Consider the following 16,496-nt stretch of genomic DNA (forward strand, 5'->3'; position numbering starts at 1 on the left):
GTTGCCTCCATCGCGGTGTGGTGTGGATAGCGATGACCCTCGCAGAGCCCGTATCCCCAGGTCCATCGAAAGTTTCTGCAGTGGTTGTTCAGTGCGTCTGAACGGTCTGCTCGGCGGCGGCCGCCTGGAGCGCGGCCAGTACGCGGGCCAGGCCCGGCGCCTCCTCCGAGCCCCTGCGGACGGCCGCGACCACGTGGCGGCGCGGCTGGTCGGCGTGCAGTACCCGTACGGCGACCCCGGCGCCGCCGCCCTTGTCCCGGCCCGCGGTCATCGCCATCCGCGGCACCAGCGCCACCCCCATGCCCGCCGCGACCAGCGCCAGGATCGCGCTCCAGTCGGCGGCGGCGTGCGCCTGCTCGGGCAGGAAACCGGCGTTCTCGCACGCGGTGGTGGTGATCTGCGACCAGGGGCCGCTGCGCCCGAAGATCCAGGGTTCGCCCGCGAGATCGGCCAGGCGCAGGCCCGGTTCGGCGGCGAGCGGGTGGCCGGCGGGCAGCGCCACGTCCAGCGGGTCGGCGAGCAGCGAGAGCCGGGTGAACTTGGGGTCGCGCGGGGTGGGGGCGTGCGCGGCCAGCGAGAGCGCGAGGTCCACGCTGCCCTCGGACAGCAGCGCGTACGCCTCGGCCGCCTCGGCCTCCCGTACCGCGATTGCCAGGCCCGGGTGGGAGTGGCGCAGCCGCTGGACGGCGGGCACGACCAGGGCGGGGATGGCGGTGGAGAAGGCGCCCAGGCGCACCTCGCCCGCCTCGCCCTTCAGATAGCCCTGCAGCTCGGCGTCGGCGCGCTCCAGCTGGGCGAAGAGCGCCTCGGCGTGCCGCAGCACCAGGTGGGCGGCGTCGGTGAGCCGCACCCGGCGCCCGTGGGCCTCCAGCAGCGTCACACCGAGCTGCTTGGCCAGGCCGGTCAGCTGCTGCGAGACCGCGGAGGGCGTCATGTGCAGCGCCTCCGCGGTCGCGGTGACCGTGCCCAGCTCTTGGAGGGTGCGCAGGATGCGCAGCTTCTTGATGTCCCAGTCGGCGGCCATGCGGGCAGCGTACGCACCCGCCGGGGGCCTCATCGCCGCTCACCCGCCGCGCCGAGCGCGACCCCGGCGACGATCGGCGCCATGCACACCAGCTGTACGGTCCTCTGTCGGTGGAGGTCCTCACCGTGGCAGCGCACACCGCGCAGGCCCATCGAATTTTTTCGATGCTTTACTTCAGCTCAACTGAAAGGTTGAGGTGCGGGACAGCACAAGGGTGGCCCGGCTCGCGTGGACGAGCCGGGGCACCCTTGGGAGCTCTTCGGCAGCGGGGCGGGGCCCCGTGGGTCAGCTGTCGGACTGCTGCTTGCGGGACTTGTCGCCCGCCATGACCAGACCGGCGATGACCAGGAAGAGGACGATGGGAGCGGCGACATAGAGGCCGAGCGTCTGCACGACGCTCAGGCCCGGACCCGGGTCGTCGCCGTCGTCGCGGGTGAGCGCGAACGCGGGGGACGACATCAGCAGCATCAGCGCGGTGCCGGCGGTGACGGTTCCGGCGCGCAGGGCGTTCTTCTTGACCTTGTTGCTCACGCGCCCAAAGTATCGGACGCCCGTGCGGGCCGCGCGCCCGGGGTGGCCTAACGCGTGAGGGGGCGCCGCGACAGGTGCAGGGCCGGCGCCTTCAGGTGGGGCGCCGCGCGGCTCTCCAGGACCCTGACCCGTACGGCGTCCGCGGTCACCGGCGCGGGCAGGGCCAGGATTCTGCGGTACCCGACCGTCGTGCCCGCGGCGACCGGCCGCCACCGCCCGCCGGTGCGGGCCTGCACCTCGAAGCGCTCCACCCGCTGCCCGCGCCGGATGTCCTCGCCCAGGCCCACCCGGTCGACGACGTACGGGCCCGGGCCCCGGCGCCGCAGATCGGTGCCGTACGTCTGCCGTACGGCCGCGCAGAAGGCGGTGAGCTGCGCGAGGTCGCCGTCTTCGGGCGCTCCTGCGGGCCCTGGAAGACCACGGTGCCCGGCGAGAGCGCGTGGATCATGCGAAACCACCCGCCGACGTCGTAGCGCTGGGTGATACCGGCGTCCGCCCAGGGGTTGGCGCCGTCCAGCCACAGCTCGTCGATCGGCCCGTACTGGGTGAGCAGCTCGTAGACCTGGTTGAGGTAGTACGCGTTGCAGTCGTCGGCCCTGACCGTGAAGGAGGGCAGCTTTCCGGCGCGTACGGCGGCCGTGCGGTCGTCGCCGGGGACCAGGGTGGGGATGGTGCGCTCGCGCGCCGCCGACCCGCTGCCGAAGCGGCCCAGGCCCGCCGGGGAGCGGTCTCCGTCCTCCAGCGCGACCCGCTCGGGCAGGGTCAGCTCCTTGCCCTCGGCCTGCTTGGCGCGGGCCTTCTCCACCCAGGCGGCGTGCCGGGCGCGCGGCAGTTCGGCGCCGTCGGACGGGGAGAGGTACGGGCCGGTCCTCAAGCCCGCGGCGCGGGCCCGCGGCGGCAGCGGGCCCGCGGCGGCCAGGGCACCGGCGCACAGCGGCACGAGGAGCGCGGCGACGGTGCGGCGCACGCTCACCCGCGCCGCTTCCTCGGCTGCTTCCGGTCGGCGAACTCCCGCATCAACGCGTGCAGTCGCGGCGCGGCGGCGATCTCCTCCAGGGTCATCGGGTGCCCCTCGGCGTTGCTGATCGGCAGTCGCCAGTTGGGGTATTCGTCCCATGTCCCGGGGAGGTTCTGCGGGCGCCGGTCCCCCACCGCGTCCGGCAGCCACACCCCGGTCATCCGCGCCGGGGTCCGCAGCAGGAAGCGGTGTACGGCCTTGACCGCGGCCTCCTCGTCGCCGGGCCCCTCGGGCAGCAGCCCCAGCTGTCCCAGCCACGCCAGCCACTCCGCGACCTCGACCGCCTCCAAGGCCTGCTCCTCCTGGAGCGAGCCGTCCAACAGGCCCAGGCGGTGCCGCAGTTCGACGTGTTCACCGGTCAGCCGGGCCGCCGTGGAGGGCAGGTCGTGGGTGGTGACGGTGGCCAGGCAGTCGGCGCGCCACTCGTGCGGGGCCAGCGGGCGGGGCGTGGGCCGGGTGTAGTCGCGCTCGAACCACAGCACGGACGTCCCCAGCACGCCCCGGTCGGCGAGCTGGGAGCGCACGCCGGGCTCGACCGTGCCCAGGTCCTCGCCGATGACGGCGGCACCCGCGCGGTGCGCCTCCAGGGCCAGGACGGAGAGCATCGCCTCGGCGTCGTAGCGGACGTAGCAGCCCTCGGTGGGCGGGCGGCCCTGCGGCACCCACCACAGCCGGAACAGCCCCATGACGTGGTCGATGCGCAGCGCTCCGGTGTGCCGCAGCAGGCCGCGCAGCAGCTCCCGGTAGGGGGCGTACCCGGCGTCGGCCAGCGCGTCGGGCCGCCAGGGCGGCAGGCCCCAGTCCTGGCCGCGGGAGTTGAAGGCGTCGGGCGGGGCGCCGATGGACATGCCGGCGGCGAAGGCGTCCTGCTGTGCCCAGGCGTCGGCGCCGGAGGGGTGCACGCCGACGGCCAGGTCGTGCACGAGCCCGATGGCCATGCCGGCGTCCAGCGCGGCCCGTTGGGCACCGGCCAGCTGCTGGTCGGTGAACCAGGCCAGCCGGCTGTGGAAGTCGATCCGGTCCAGCAGCGCGCCGCGCATACGGGCGGTGCGCCCCGAGCGGGGGTCGCGCAGCCCGGCGGGCCAGGTGCGCCAGTCGGGCCCGTAGATCTCCGCCAGCGCGCACCATGTGGCGTGGTCCTCCAGGGACTTGCCCTGTGCGGCGAGGAAGTCGCAGTACGCGGCGCGCCGCCCGGGGCTCAGCGGGACCTCCCGCAGCAGCTCCAGGGCCTCCTTCTTCAGCTCCCACACCGCGTCCCGGTCGATCAACGCGCCCTGGCTCAGCACCGCTTCGCGCAGCTTCCGGGCCCGCTGGAGGAGTTCCTCCACGCGCGTGCGGGCCGCGCCCTGCAGATGGGCGAACTCCGGTACGTCCTCGATGCGCAGATGGACGGGGTCGGGGAAGCGGCGGGAGGAGGGGCGGTAGGGCGAGGGGTCGGTGGGCGGCCCGGGGACGGCGGCGTGCAGCGGGTTGATCTGCAGGAAGCCGCTGCCGAGCGCGCGCCCCGACCAGGAGGCGAGGTCGGCGAGGTCGCCGAGGTCGCCCATGCCCCAGGAGCGGGCGGAGAGCAGGGAGTAGAGCTGCACCATGAAGCCGTGGGTGCGCCGCGGCGGGCCCGGCATCCGGTCGGGGGCGACGACGAGGTGGGCGCGGGCGCAGCGGCCGTCGGGCGCGGCGGCGCGCAAGGTGTGGATGCCGAAGGGCAGTTGGCCGACGCCCCCGTCCGGCTGCGCGGCGCTCCCGGCGCCGTCACCCGGGCCTTGGGTCCCCCAGTCGAGGCTCTCGCCGCTCTCCGTCTCCACCCGCAAGGCGGTGTCCGGCGGCAGGCGGGAGAAGTCGGGCGGGCGGCCGGGGCGCAGGACGACGGTGGGCGGGAGCAGGGCACGGCCCTCGCCGTGCTCGTACTCCTCCAGCGCGGCGCTCACGGCGCGCGGGGTCGAGGCGTCGACGCCGAGCGCCTGCAGGACGGCGACGACGGTGTCGTCCGCGATACGGACGGTGCGGCCCGGTGCGGGCTCGTAGGACGTGCAGACGCCGTGCAGCCGGGCGAGCCGCGCGCGGCCCATCACACCTCCATGGACTCCGTGCCCAGGCCGGCCGCGGTCGGCTCGCTGGTCAGCGGCAGTTCGGCGGCGATGGGCTGCTCGCTGGTGAGCGGGGCGGCGTCCGCGAGCGGGGGCTCGCTGGTCAGGGGCGGCTCGCTGAAGCTGAAGGAGCCGGATCCGTCCATACCGGAGTCGGGGTCGGACACCCCGTCGAAGAGATCCGGCTCGGCCGGTTTCGACAGGGCGTCAAGGAGGAGCTGAGCGGACGCGGCCACGAAGGCCTCCCGTTCGTCGGTGATGGGGACAGCACTGCCCTACCCATTCAACGCGCCCGCAGACGTATCCTTCGCGCCAACGTGACCCAGGTCACAATCCGCTCTGGGCAGGCGATTTGACGGCCCGGACCGCCGGACGACACAGAGCGTACGGACTTTCCGGACATCCCCCAGCAAGCCCTTCGGCCCGCCACGACGCCTCAACAGCCCTCGCCACACAGGGCAAACCCGGCACTTCGGTTACCGTCGTTGACACCGTGCCCGCCTCAGTGGTGGGCTCCGGCTCTGAACCCTGTCGCGCGCGGGCCCAGGCACCGGACCTGGCACGGTCCGACGGCGGTCCTCCGGACGAGCGACAGGCGTAAGAACGTAAACAGACCGACAGGGCCGCCAGGGGCTGTCGGGGACCGTCGGGGACGAGGAGAGGCCGTGCGATTCCGCGTTGCTCGGAACGTCGGAAGGCTGGCCGGCACCGGTGTCGGCCAGGACACGGGGAAGGCCGCCGAGCGCGGCGGCGGCCGGGGCATCGGCAGGAACAGCGCCGTCTCCGGCGCGCTGGCCGCCGCCGTCCTGAGCGGGCTGCTCGGCTCCGCCGCGGCGCCCAGCGCCTTCGCGACCCCCGCCGACCCGTCCGTCGGCGCCCCCGACACCGACGCCGAGCGTCCCGAGGACGGCCACGCCGCCCGGGCCGAGGTGCCCGCCGTGTGGCCCCGCCCGCAGTCGGTGCAGCCCGCCGGCGGCCCCTCCGTAGCGCTGCGCGGACGGGCCGCGCTCGTCGCCGCGCCCGACACCGACCCGTACACCCTGCACGCGCTGCGCGCCCTGCTGCGCGATGCCGGGGTGAGCGCGGCCGAGGTGCGGCCCGGTGCGCGGCTGCCCGCCGAAGGGCCGGTGATCCTGGTCGGCGGAGAGCAGGCCGAGCAGGCGCTGCGGGCCCTGCGCGCGCCCGCGCGCGGCAACGACCTGCCCTCCGGCGGCTACCGCCTGGCCATCGGCAGGACGGCGGCCACTGGAGGCCGCGACACCGTGGCCCTGGAGGGCGTGGGCCCCGACGGCCTCTTCCACGCCGTGCAGACGCTGCGCCAGCTCGTCGCCGCGAGCCCCGCGGCGGCGGAGGGCGGGCGCGGCGGCGGCAGGCGGCTGGCTCCCGTGGCCGTCCTCGACTGGCCCGGCACGGCCGTACGCGGCACGACGGAGGGCTTCTTCGGCGAGCCCTGGAGCCGCCAACAGCGCCTGGAACACCTCGACTTCATGGGGCGCACAAAGCAGAATCGCTACCTCTACGCGCCGGGTGACGACCCCTACCGCCAGTACCGCTGGCGCGACCCCTACCCGGCCGCGCAGCGCGCCGACTTCCGGGCGCTGGCCGAGCGGGCCCGCGCCAACCACGTCACGCTGGCCTGGGCGATCGCCCCCGGCCAGGCGATGTGCATGTCCTCCCAGGACGACATCAAGGCGCTGCTGCGCAAGGTGGACGCGATGTGGGCGCTGGGGGTGCGCGCCTTCCAGCTCCAGTTCCAGGACGTCAGCTACAGCGAGTGGCACTGCGGCGCGGACGAGGACGCGTTCGGCTCCGGGCCCGAGTCCGCCGCCAAGGCGCAGGCCAAGGTCGCCGGCGCGCTGGCCGGGCACCTGGCCGAGCGCTACCCGGAGGCGGCCCCGCTCTCCTTGATGCCGACCGAGTACTACCAGGACGGCGCGACCGCGTACCGCACCGCGCTGTCCGCCGCGCTGCCCCGCAACGTGGAGGTGGCCTGGACCGGCGTGGGCGTGGTGCCGCGCACCATCACCGGCGGCGAACTGTCCAAGGCCCGCGAGGTGTTCGGCCACCCGATGGTCACCATGGACAACTACCCGGTGAACGACTACGCGCAGGACCGTATCTTCCTGGGCCCCTACACCGGCCGTGAGCCCGCCGTCGCCACCGGCTCCGCCGCCCTGCTCAGCAACGCCATGGCCCAGCCCACGGCCTCCCGTATCCCGCTGTTCACCGCCGCCGACTACGCCTGGAACCCGCGCGGTTACCGCCCTGCCGAATCCTGGCGGGCGGCCATCGAGGACCTGTCCGGCGGCGACGCGCGCGCCCGCGACGCCCTGCACGCGCTGGCCGGCAACGACTCCTCCTCCGTCCTGGACGCCAAGGAGTCCGGCTACCTCACGCCGCTGATCGAGACCTTCTGGAAGGCCCGCGCCACCGCCGTCAACAGCGGGGACCCCGGCGACGACCGCCGCTACACCGCGGCCGCCCAGCGGCTGCGCGCGGCCTTCGCCACCATGGCCAAGGCCCCCGGGCATCTGACCGGTGACCTCTCGGGCCTGGGCGGCGAAGTACGGCCCTGGGCCGAGCAGTTGGCGCGCTACGGCACGGCGGGCGGGCACGCCGTGGACATGCTGCTCGCGCAGGCCAGGGACGACGGCGCGGCGGCCTGGCGCGCCCAGCGCGAGATCGAGCGGCTGCGCAAGGAGATCAAGAAGAGCCCGGTGACGGTCGGCAAGGGCGTGCTCTCCCCGTTCCTGGAGCGCGCCATGACCGAGTCGGACGCCTGGACCGGCGCCCGCGCCAAGGACGCACCGCAGCCCACCGAGGGCGCCCACCCCACCACCTTGACCGTCCCCTTCGAGCGCGCCCGCCCGCTCGGCGCCGTGACCGCCCTCACCGAGCCGGGACCCGGCAGCTCCGAGGTCCTCCTGGAGGCGCGGGTGCCCGGCCGCGGCTGGCAGCGGCTCGGCCGCCTGTCCGACACCGGCTGGACCCAGGCCGAGGCCCGCGGCCTGCGCGCCGACGCGGTCCGGCTGTCCTGGCCCGAGGACGCCCCCGCGCCCTCCGTGCACACCTTCACGCCGTGGTTCGAGGACACCCCGCCGGCCGGGCTGGAGCTCTCCCGCAAGGAGGCGGACGCCGAGATCGGCGGCAGCACGGCCGTGGACGCCCGCATCTTCTCCCGCCGCCCCGCCGACGTACGGCAAAAGCTCCAGGTCAAGGCCCCCAAGGGCTTCACGGTCAAGGCACCCGGGGACCTGACGGCACCGCGCGGCGGCACGGCCAGCGCCCGGATCGAGATCACCGTTCCCGCCGACGCCCGCTCCGGTACGTACGAGATCCCCGTCTCCTACGGCGACCAGGAGCGCGTCCTGACCGTACGGGCCTACCCGCGCACCGGCGGCCCCGACCTGGCCCGCGGCGCCGCGACCACCTCCTCGGGCGACGAGACCGACCGCTTCCCGGCCTCCGCCGCCACCGACGGCGACCCCAAGACCCGCTGGTCCTCCCCCGCCGAGGACGGCGCCTGGCTCCAGTTCGACCTGGGCCGCCCCACCCGCCTGGGCCGCCTCCAGCTGACCTGGCAGGACGCCCACGCCGCCGCCTACCGCATCCAGGTCTCCCCCGACGGCCGCACCTGGCGCACCGCGGCCACCGTCAAGGACGGCAAGGGCGGCCGCGAGGACATCCGCATGGACGCCAAGGACGCCCGCTACGTGCGCATCCAGGGCGAAAAGCGGGCCACGCGGTTCGGTTACTCGCTGTGGTCGGTCCAGGCGTATGCGGTGGAATCCGAGAAGGAAAAGGAAGGGGAAACCGGCAAGGACCGGGAAGCCGACGCAGCCCGGGAATCCGGTAGATCCAGCCACTCCGAGGATTCCGCGCCGCCTCGTTCCAGCGCGCTCGGTGATGGAGGGCACCCGCCGAAAACCAGCCCGTCCGGCGAGTGAGGACGCCCGCCGCACGCGCAACGGCGCCGCACCCGAAGGTGCGGCACCGCTACGGGCGGAACACGGCGCGGCGCCGCCAACACAAAGGCCCGGATATCAAGCCGATACGGCATTGATCCGGGCCAGGGCGTCATCCGCGCCGTACGGCTGCAGATATGGCAGCCAGCGCGGGTCCCTATGCCCCGTGCCGATGATGCGCCAGGCCAGCCCCGACGGCGGCGCGGGCTGATGCCGCAGCCGCCAGCCGATCTCGGCGACATGGCGGTCGGCCTTGACATGATTGCAGCGGCGGCAGGCTGCCACCACATTTTCCCAGGTGTGCTGGCCGCCGCGACTGCGCGGGATGACGTGGTCGACGCTGGTTGCGACGCCACCGCAGTACATGCATCTCCCGCCATCACGGGCAAAGAGGGCTCGACGGGTCAGAGGGACAGGGCCGCGAAAGGGCACCCGCACAAAACGCTTCAGTCGCACGACGCTCGGGGCGGGGATGACATGGGTCGCACTGTGCATCAGGGCGCCGGAGTCCTCGAGGCTGACTGCCTTCTCATTGAGTACGAGGATGAGCGCGCGGCGGAGCGGTACGACGCCGAGCGGCTCGTACGACGCGTTGAGGACCAGGACATGCGGCACGGGTGCCTCCTTGTACGCCGGCGGCGCGTGGCTCGCGCCGGGACGATCTCTCCACAGTGTCCCCCGGTGCCTGGTCGGAGCGCCACCATGACCGGGTAACGGGCCGGAGGTGTTTTCGACCACACCCCTTTACTTCCCCCCAATTGGGCCCGGCTCTCTCGAACACCGGCTCGGACCGCACCCGTTGCCCCGTTAGTGTGGTGGGTCTGCCCGCGCCGAGGCCACACCCGACCCCCGCCCCGGCCCGGGTCTGAAGTCCCACACGGAGGTTCCTGCTGTGTCCTGGTCCACTGCCTTGCTCGCCGCCGCGTCACCCGGCACATCCACGCCGTCGTCGCTGGACGACGCCGCGGAGAAGGCCACCAACGCCGCAGGCTGGGTGGAGGAGAACTGGTCGACCTGGCTGACCGCCGGTCTGCGCATCACGCTGATCATCGTGATCGCGGTGATCCTGCGCAATCTCGTACGGCGCACCATCACCAAGCTCATAGGGCGGATGAACCGCACCTCCTCGGGCACCCAGGGCTCGGCCCTGGGCGGCCTGCTGGTCAACGCCGAGCGCCGCCGGCAGCGCTCCGAGGCCATCGGTTCGGTGCTGCGTTCGGTCGCCTCGTTCGTGATCCTGGGCACAGCCGCGCTGACGGTGCTGTCCGTCCTCAACATCAATCTCGCCCCGCTCCTGGCGAGCGCGGGCGTGGCCGGCGTCGCGATCGGCTTCGGCGCCCGCAACCTGGTCACCGACTTCCTCTCCGGCGTCTTCATGATCCTGGAGGACCAGTACGGCGTCGGCGACGAGATCGACGCGGGAGTGGCCACCGGAACGGTCGTCGAGGTCGGCCTGCGGGTAACCAAGCTGCGCGGGCCCAACGGCGCCATCTGGTACATCCGCAACGGCGAGGTCAAGCGCATCGGCAACCTCAGCCAGGGCTGGTCCACCGCGCACGTGGACGTACAGCTGCGCGCCGATCAGGACCTGGACGAGGCCCGCGCGATCATCAAGGCCACCGGCGAGGAGATGTCCAAGACCGAGCCCTTCAACGAGCAACTGTGGGAGCCGGTCGAGGTCCTGGGCCTGAGCGAGGTCTTCCTGGACTCGGTCACCATCAGCGTCTCGGCCAAGACCATGCCCGGCAAGGCGCTGGGCATAGAGCGCGAGTTGCGCTGGCGTATCAAGAAGGCCCTGGACGCGGCGGGCATCCACCTCGCCCCGCGCCCGGCCGCCGAGGACGCCGCCGAGGCCGCCCCGGACCCCGCCGCCTCGGTCGCCGCCCCGTCCGCCCTGGCCAACCCCACCTCTCCGCAGTCCCTGGCCACGGCGCCGGTCCCGCCGCCCCCCAACCTCACCAAGTAGCCACAACTACAGCGGCGATGTGACCCACGTCACACCCACCCTCGTCATACATCCGTCCCCCCTCCTTCGTATCCGCAGTGTCAGTACCCACCGACGAAGGAGGACTTCATCATGATGAAGATCCGCAATCGCGTGGCCACGGGGGCCGTCGCTTCGGTTCTGATGTTCGGCGGCTTCGCCGCCGTCGCCTACCCCGCGTCCGCGTCCGCCCAGCCCGCCGCCGAGTCCGCGCACCCGGCGGCGGACGCCAAGATCCTCAACGACCTCAACTGCCGCACCTGGGTCGACGGCTACAAGGGCTTCGCCGACTGCACCAACAACACCAACCGCGCCATCGCCTTCCGCGCGACCATCGTCTGCGGCCTGTGGCCCGACACCGTCGGACAGTGGATCACCCTCAACACCGGCCAGCGCGGCACCTCCGAGGGCGAATGCGGCGGCGGCTCCGGCGCCGGCAGCGCCAACTGGCAAGAGGGCTGAGCCGACTAGCCGGCTCCGCGCACCGGATAACCGCGAAGGGGCGTACCGGCAGTTCCGGTACGCCCCTTCGTCCCACCGGCCGGGCTCAGAAGAACGTCTTGTCCCAGTCGCCGGACACCAAGGCACGGATCGCGTGGTCGAAGCCGCCGGCGACGCGCTGGATCCCGGCGTCCCCGGCGAGGAAGACATCGCCGCTCTCGCCCAGCAGCACGACGTCCTCGGTGGAGAAGGCCGCCCCGACGACAAGCACGGGCTCGCCGATGCGCTTGCCGTAGATGCGCGCGCTGCGGGGCGTCGCATGCGGAGCATCCATGGTCCGCTCGACCACGGTCGACAGGTCCGTCTGCCCGTGCCGGTAATTCCAGGACACCGTGAACTCGCCGTAGGCCCCGAGGAATTCCCGGAGCCGGTCGGTGAATTCGAAGCCCTCCTCGGCGTACCGCAGGCGGGCGTCCTCGATGTCCAGCGGGCGGATGTCGAAGTGCGCCGCTCCCGCAAGGGAGTCGCGCAGTTCCTCGATCGCCGGCCGCTCGGTCCCGCCGCTCATCCCGTCAGCACCTCTCCCCCGAAATCGGGCACCCACGTCTTGCAGTTGTCACACATCTTGAATTTCTTCCCCTTGGGGTTGACGGTCACCAGGTCGATGTTCTGGGGATCGGCGCCGTCCTTGATGGCGTTGGTGAACATGCGCGGCTCTGCGCACACCCCGGGGGGACGGCCCGACGGGTGCTGCGATTCGGAAGGCATCGCATCGGTCACGGCCTTTTCGTGGCCGGTGTCCGGACCGCTGTCGCCGTAATAGATCTTACCGGTGGTCCGGTCCCTTCCCACGGCGTAGGCGCCCGGGGGCTCCTCGTCCTCACCGAGCCCGCTCGCGACGTGCTTGATCCGGTCCTTGCCCAGGTTCATCAACGACTTCTTCAGTTCGTCGTTGGCGTCCGGCATCAGACCCAACGGGTCCGACCACGTATGCGGGTTGTGGACGTAGGCGTCGGGGTTGGGGGCGGGGCTCAGCCCGAGCGGGTCCGGGCTGGCGTAGCGGGCGGTCTCGGGGTCGTAGTAGCGGTTGAGGTTGTAGTGGAGGCGCGTCTCGGGGTCGAAGTACTGGCCGGGGAAGCGCAGCGGGGTGTAGGCGGTGCTGTCGCGGGGCCAGGCGGTGTTGCCCCAGAGCGTGGGCAGGGCACGCCAGGCGATGGATTCGGTGGCGGTGTCGACGAGTTCGGTCGGAGTGCCGACGAGGTCGGTGACGATCGCGAAGAAGCGGCGGTCGATCTGCTCCTGCGGTGCGTCGGCCGACGCCGGTGTCCTGATGGTTTCGGTCTGGGCGAGCGGGTACCGGCCCCGATGGTCCCAGCTCATGGTGTACGGACCGGGCAGGTTCGGCCCGTAGGCCGTCTGCTCGGCGAGGGTGGAGCCGTCCCAGGTGAAGTCGGTGCGCGCGTCCACCGTGGCGCCGTCCGCGGCCAGGCGCAGCTTGGCGATACGGCGGCCGAAGGGGTCGTAGACGTAGCGCCAGCGGGTGCCGTCGGGTGTGGTGACGTGGGTGAGCCGGTCCTCGGCGTCCCAGGTGTAGTGCCAGGTGTCGGGCTTTCTCGACAGGCGGGTGACTTGGCGGAGCGTGGTGCGGCCAGCGGCGTCGTGCTCGTAGCGGATCCGGCCCGCCGTGCTGAGCTGGGTGCCGGTGTAGACGCGGGTGCCGACCGCCGCCTGCGTGCCGCCGGTGGTGGGCCAGTCGGCGTCGGTGAGGTTGCCCGCCGGGTCGTAGGCATAGCGCTCGGTCCAGCCGGCGGCGTGGACGGCGGTGACGCGTCCGGCGGCGTCCAGGTCGAAGGTGCGCGGGCCGTTGAGGTGGTCCTCGACGCCGGTCAGGACGCCGTCGGCACGGTAGGTGTAGTCGCGGCGCTGCAGCACCGACTGCTCGGAGCGCAGGATCTGGCCGGTGAGGCGGTGCTCGGAGTCCCAGGTGCTGGCCAGGGTGAGGCGCTCGCCGACGGTGCGCTCGTACTCGTGCCCGGCGGCGTCGTAGGCGAAGTCGATCCGGCCGCCGGACGTGGTCAGGGAGGTGCGGCGGCCCGCCGCGTCGTAGGCCCAGGCGCTGGTGTGACCACTGGGAGTGGTGCGCCCGGTAAGGCGGCCCAGAAGGTCCCGGGTGTGGGTGAGGGTGCGTCCGTTGACGGTCTCGGAGAGCAGATGGCCCAGGGGGTCGACGGTGCGCAGCAGGTCGGCGTCCGGGCTGGTGGCCCGGATCAGATGCCCGGCGTGGTCGTAGGCGTAGCTGGTGGCCACTCCGTCCACGTGCTTGGCCACCAGTTGGCCCAGCACGTCGTAGGTGTACTGGATCTGCTGTCCCAGCGGCGTGGTCCGGGCGACCACTTGGCCGGCGGCGTCCAGCTGGTAGCCGACGCTGCGGCCGTGGAAGTCGGTCTCCGATATCAGCTGACCGGCCGCGTCGTAGGTGTACTGCCAGGTCTGCCCCAGGGCGTTGGTTACCCCCACGAGCTGCATCTGGGCGTCGTAGGTGAAGGTGAGCCGGGCGCCGTCGGGGCCGGTGCGGGCGGCGATCGTCTCGAAGGCGGTGTACTCGAAGGTGCTGACCTGGCCGAGACGGTCGGTGTGGGCGAGCAGGTTGCCCTCGTCGTCGTAGGTCCAGGTCTCCCTGGTCCCGTCGGGCGCCTCGTACGAGGCCAGATGGCCCTCGACGCTCCAGGTCAGCCGGGTGACCGCGCCCAGCTGGTCGGTGACGGCGACGACCCGGCCGAAGGCGTCGCGCTCGTAGCGGCTGGTGGCTCCGGCCCGGTCGGTGACCTCGACGGGCAGGCCCGCGCGGTTGCAGCGCACCCGGGTGGAGTGGCCGAGGGGGTCGGTGACCGAGGCCAGGTGTCCGAACTCGTCGTAGGAGTAACGGGTGGTGGCGCCGGTGGGGTCGGTGAGGGAGGTGCGGCGTCCTGCCGCGTCGAAGGTCTGCCGCCAGGTCAGGCCGCCCGGCCGGGTGATCTGCGTCGGCAGGCTGGCGTCGCTGTAGTAGGCGGCGGTGGACTGCTCGCCGTCGGGGCGGGTGACGGCAATGAGGTCGCCCGCGTCGTCGTAGGCGAAGCGGGTGGTACGGCCGAGGGGGTCGGTACGGGAGAGCAGGCGGTCGTACTCGTCGCGCTCGAAGGTGGTGGTGTTCCCCAGCGGGTCGGTCTGGGCGATGATCTGGGCGTGCTCGTTGACCTGGTAACGAGTGGTGTGGCCAAGGGCGTTGGTCTCGCAGTGCACCTTGATGCCGGTGGCCGGGTCCGGGTCGCCGTAGGCGAAGCGGAATGCGAGCGTGCCGTCGGCGCCGCCCTCCTCCACGACCCGGCCGAGGTGGTCGTAGGTGTAGAGGTAGCGGGTGCCGTTGCGGTCGGTCCAGGACACGATGCGGCCCTGGTCGTCGTTGGCGAAACACAGGGGGCGGCCCGAGGAGTTGTGGACCGCGGTGAGGTGGCCGTCGGTGTAGCCGTAGCGGGTCAGCGGGGTGTCGGAGCCGTCCGGGCCCGCGCCGGCCAGCTGCAGGGCGGTGATGCGGCCGGCGTCCACGGTGACCAGGACGCGGTAACCGCCGGAGTGGGTCATGCTCAGCGGCGTGCCGCCGGTGCCGTACGCGAAGTCGACGCGGTGGCCGGCCCGGTCGCGGATGCCGGTCAACAGGGCCTCTTCGCCACCGGGCTGCCGGGTGAACTCCCGGACCAGGCCCGTGGCGGGGTCCGTCAGGGTGTAGTTGCCCGTCAGCTCCTCGGATTCCAGGTCCAGCCGCGCGCCCGCGCTCGCCTGTACGGGCTCGCCGGGCGTCGGGTGCGGATAGGCCTGGGTCGTCCGGTCGGCGCTGAGGTGGACCACGCCCTCGGCGTCGATCTCCAGGCGTTCGTCGAAGGTGCAGACCCAGCGCGGGCCCATCCAGCGGCCGGCCCGGTAGCCGGACTCGAAGGAGCGCTTGAACAGCAGCGGCAGGGCGCCGGGGAGGGACAGGTCCAGCTGCTCGATGAACATCCGCCCGGTCGCCATGTCGACCGGCTCGCCGCCCTGGCAGACCGAGTCGCGCGGGCGGCCTGCCTCACGCGGGTTCTCCGCCTGCTCGCGGCCCCGCCCCGTGCCGTCGCTTCCGCGGCCCTTGTCGCCGCCCTGCCCCTTGGGCCCGCCGCCCGAGTGGGACCCGCCGCCCCCGGCGCCGCCACCGGAGCGGGGGGCCTTGGGATCGCTCTTGCCGCCCTTGCCGATGCCGCCGAAGTGGGAGGCGAGGCTCTTGTCGTTGTCGTGATGGTTCTTGGCCATCTGCTGGACGCCGCGCTTCATGCTGTCGTCCAGGTGCTTGGCGGACTTCTTCACGCCCTCCTCGATGCCGTCGATGACCTTGTCCAGCATCGCGTTCGCGGCGTTGGCGAGGGCGTCCTTGCCCTTTGTACGGCCGTGGTGCCCCTTGGCCAGGCCGATCTTCCCGCCCGCCTTGTTGCGGAAGATGTCGCCGCCCTTTTCCAGGCCCTTGGCGGCGCTCTCGTACCCGTCGGGGTCCACTTTGAAGCCGCTGCCCGCGCCACCGCCACCGCCCCCGCCTCCGCCGCCCGCGCTCAGCAGCCGCATCTGGCCCTTGGCGTTCTGCACGCCGTCGTGGAAGCCCTGCTTGCCGGCGTCGGCGGTCTGGTTGAGGTCCACGCCCTTCTGTACGCCCAGCGCGTTGGCGCCGAGCTGGACGACCATGTCGCCCACCATCGCGCCCAGCGCCTCCTCCACCGGGGTCAGCGCCATCTCGATGACATGCTCGGCGACCTGCTGGCAGGCCTCCTTGAACAGCTTCTTCAGGATCACGCGGGTGGCCCCGGTCGCGGCCAGCGCCCCCAGTTCGGACAGGCCCAGCGTGAAGGGCGCCGCCACCTGGGCGGCGGCCACCTCGGCGGCCAGGATGCCCAGCTGGACCAGCGCGGCACCCTTCGCCCCGGCGATGAGGGTGGCCACCCCGTCCATCGCGGTCGCCGACAGCCGCCCGCACTCGGCCAGCTTCTTCAGATGCTTGCCATTGATCTTGCCCCAGTGGGCATTGAGCGCCTCCACGGCCACCGAGCCGCCCGCCGAGGAGACCAGGTCCTGGATCGCGGTGTGCGCCTGGCCCGCGCCGTCGTCGATGTCATCGGCGAACTCCCGCATCGCCGTCGCCATCTCGCGATAGTCGTCCTCGTCGACATTCGGCCACGAGACGCCTATCAGGTCCAGCAGCTCATCCGCCCACCCCGGCAGCACGACACCCATGCGAAACCAGCCCCCGTTACCTTCCGCGTTCCCCGTTGCATCGTGAGGAGACGCTGCCGCTGGTACAGACGGTTCCTCAGAAGGTGAACAGATTAGCCGTTGCGAATGAGACGAGGAACAACGATGAGGAGCGCGACAACAGTTGACCGGTACACACCTTTTGATC

The 16,496-nt window shown here is 72.6% G+C and carries 10 protein-coding genes and 1 pseudogene; 3 read left to right on the plus strand and 8 right to left on the minus strand.

The features are described 5' to 3' along the window. Positions 1-88 precede the first annotated feature (88 nt). From AC4IJH_RS28565 to AC4IJH_RS28585, 5 genes and pseudogenes are all read right to left on the minus strand, one after another. Positions 89-1,024: a LysR family transcriptional regulator gene (locus tag AC4IJH_RS28565; protein WP_490854770.1), complete on the minus strand. Its 936-nt coding sequence runs from the start codon at positions 1,022-1,024 to the stop codon at positions 89-91. Between the two features lie 285 nt (positions 1,025-1,309). Beyond that, the gene (locus tag AC4IJH_RS28570; protein ID WP_490854771.1) at positions 1,310-1,555 is read right to left on the minus strand and encodes a hypothetical protein; all 246 of its coding nucleotides are present in this window, start codon (positions 1,553-1,555) and stop codon (positions 1,310-1,312) included. Positions 1,556-1,602: 47 nt separating this feature from the next. After that, positions 1,603-2,444, minus strand: a pseudogene (locus tag AC4IJH_RS28575) (alpha-L-fucosidase); the annotation flags it as partial. 80 nt (positions 2,445-2,524) lie between these two features. Next, positions 2,525-4,639, minus strand: coding sequence for a 4-alpha-glucanotransferase (malQ, locus tag AC4IJH_RS28580; RefSeq protein ID WP_490854772.1), 2,115 nt, complete (start codon positions 4,637-4,639; stop codon positions 2,525-2,527). Further along, the gene (locus AC4IJH_RS28585) at positions 4,639-4,893 is read right to left on the minus strand and encodes a hypothetical protein (protein ID WP_490854773.1); all 255 of its coding nucleotides are present in this window, start codon (positions 4,891-4,893) and stop codon (positions 4,639-4,641) included. The genes malQ and AC4IJH_RS28585 overlap by 1 nt, the downstream gene beginning before the upstream one ends. Before the next feature lie 525 nt (positions 4,894-5,418). Here AC4IJH_RS28585 and AC4IJH_RS28590 point away from each other — a divergent pair. Then, positions 5,419-8,604 carry a glycoside hydrolase family 84 protein gene (locus tag AC4IJH_RS28590; protein WP_490854790.1) on the plus strand — a complete coding sequence of 1,062 codons (3,186 nt, stop codon included), beginning with the start codon at positions 5,419-5,421 and terminating at the stop codon, positions 8,602-8,604. Positions 8,605-8,700: 96 nt separating this feature from the next. Here the strand turns inward: AC4IJH_RS28590 and AC4IJH_RS28595 are convergent, their stop codons facing one another. Further along, positions 8,701-9,237 (minus strand): HNH endonuclease, encoded by a 537-nt coding sequence (locus AC4IJH_RS28595; RefSeq protein ID WP_490854774.1) that lies wholly within the window; start codon positions 9,235-9,237, stop codon positions 8,701-8,703. A gap of 277 nt (positions 9,238-9,514) precedes the next feature. Between AC4IJH_RS28595 and AC4IJH_RS28600 the strand changes: the two genes are divergently transcribed. Then, positions 9,515-10,588 (plus strand): mechanosensitive ion channel family protein, encoded by a 1,074-nt coding sequence (locus AC4IJH_RS28600; RefSeq protein WP_490854775.1) that lies wholly within the window; start codon positions 9,515-9,517, stop codon positions 10,586-10,588. A gap of 111 nt (positions 10,589-10,699) precedes the next feature. Then, entirely contained in the window at positions 10,700-11,068 is a 369-nt protein-coding gene (locus AC4IJH_RS28605; RefSeq protein ID WP_490854776.1) for a hypothetical protein, read from the plus strand. Positions 11,069-11,153: 85 nt separating this feature from the next. Here the strand turns inward: AC4IJH_RS28605 and AC4IJH_RS28610 are convergent, their stop codons facing one another. After that, a complete protein-coding gene (locus AC4IJH_RS28610) occupies positions 11,154-11,615 on the minus strand; it encodes an SUKH-3 domain-containing protein (protein ID WP_490854777.1) in 462 nt (153 codons plus the stop codon). Next, positions 11,612-16,330: a DUF6531 domain-containing protein gene (locus tag AC4IJH_RS28615; protein WP_490854778.1), complete on the minus strand. Its 4,719-nt coding sequence runs from the start codon at positions 16,328-16,330 to the stop codon at positions 11,612-11,614. The genes AC4IJH_RS28610 and AC4IJH_RS28615 overlap by 4 nt, the downstream gene beginning before the upstream one ends. Positions 16,331-16,496: the final 166 nt, after the last annotated feature.

It is taken from the genome of Streptomyces sp. UF-297, assembly GCF_058245575.1.

What these genes read in the sequence shown, in the direction of transcription:
- AC4IJH_RS28565 (WP_490854770.1), bottom strand. Translation starts at nt 1,024, where the DNA reads ATGGCCGCCGACTGGGACATCAAGAAGCTGCGCATCCTGCGCACCCTC.
- malQ (WP_490854772.1), bottom strand. Translation starts at nt 4,639, where the DNA reads ATGGGCCGCGCGCGGCTCGCCCGGCTGCACGGCGTCTGCACGTCCTAC.
- AC4IJH_RS28610 (WP_490854777.1), bottom strand. Translation starts at nt 11,615, where the DNA reads ATGAGCGGCGGGACCGAGCGGCCGGCGATCGAGGAACTGCGCGACTCC.
- AC4IJH_RS28605 (WP_490854776.1), top strand. Translation starts at nt 10,700, where the DNA reads ATGATGAAGATCCGCAATCGCGTGGCCACGGGGGCCGTCGCTTCGGTT.
- AC4IJH_RS28615 (WP_490854778.1), bottom strand. Translation starts at nt 16,330, where the DNA reads ATGGGTGTCGTGCTGCCGGGGTGGGCGGATGAGCTGCTGGACCTGATA.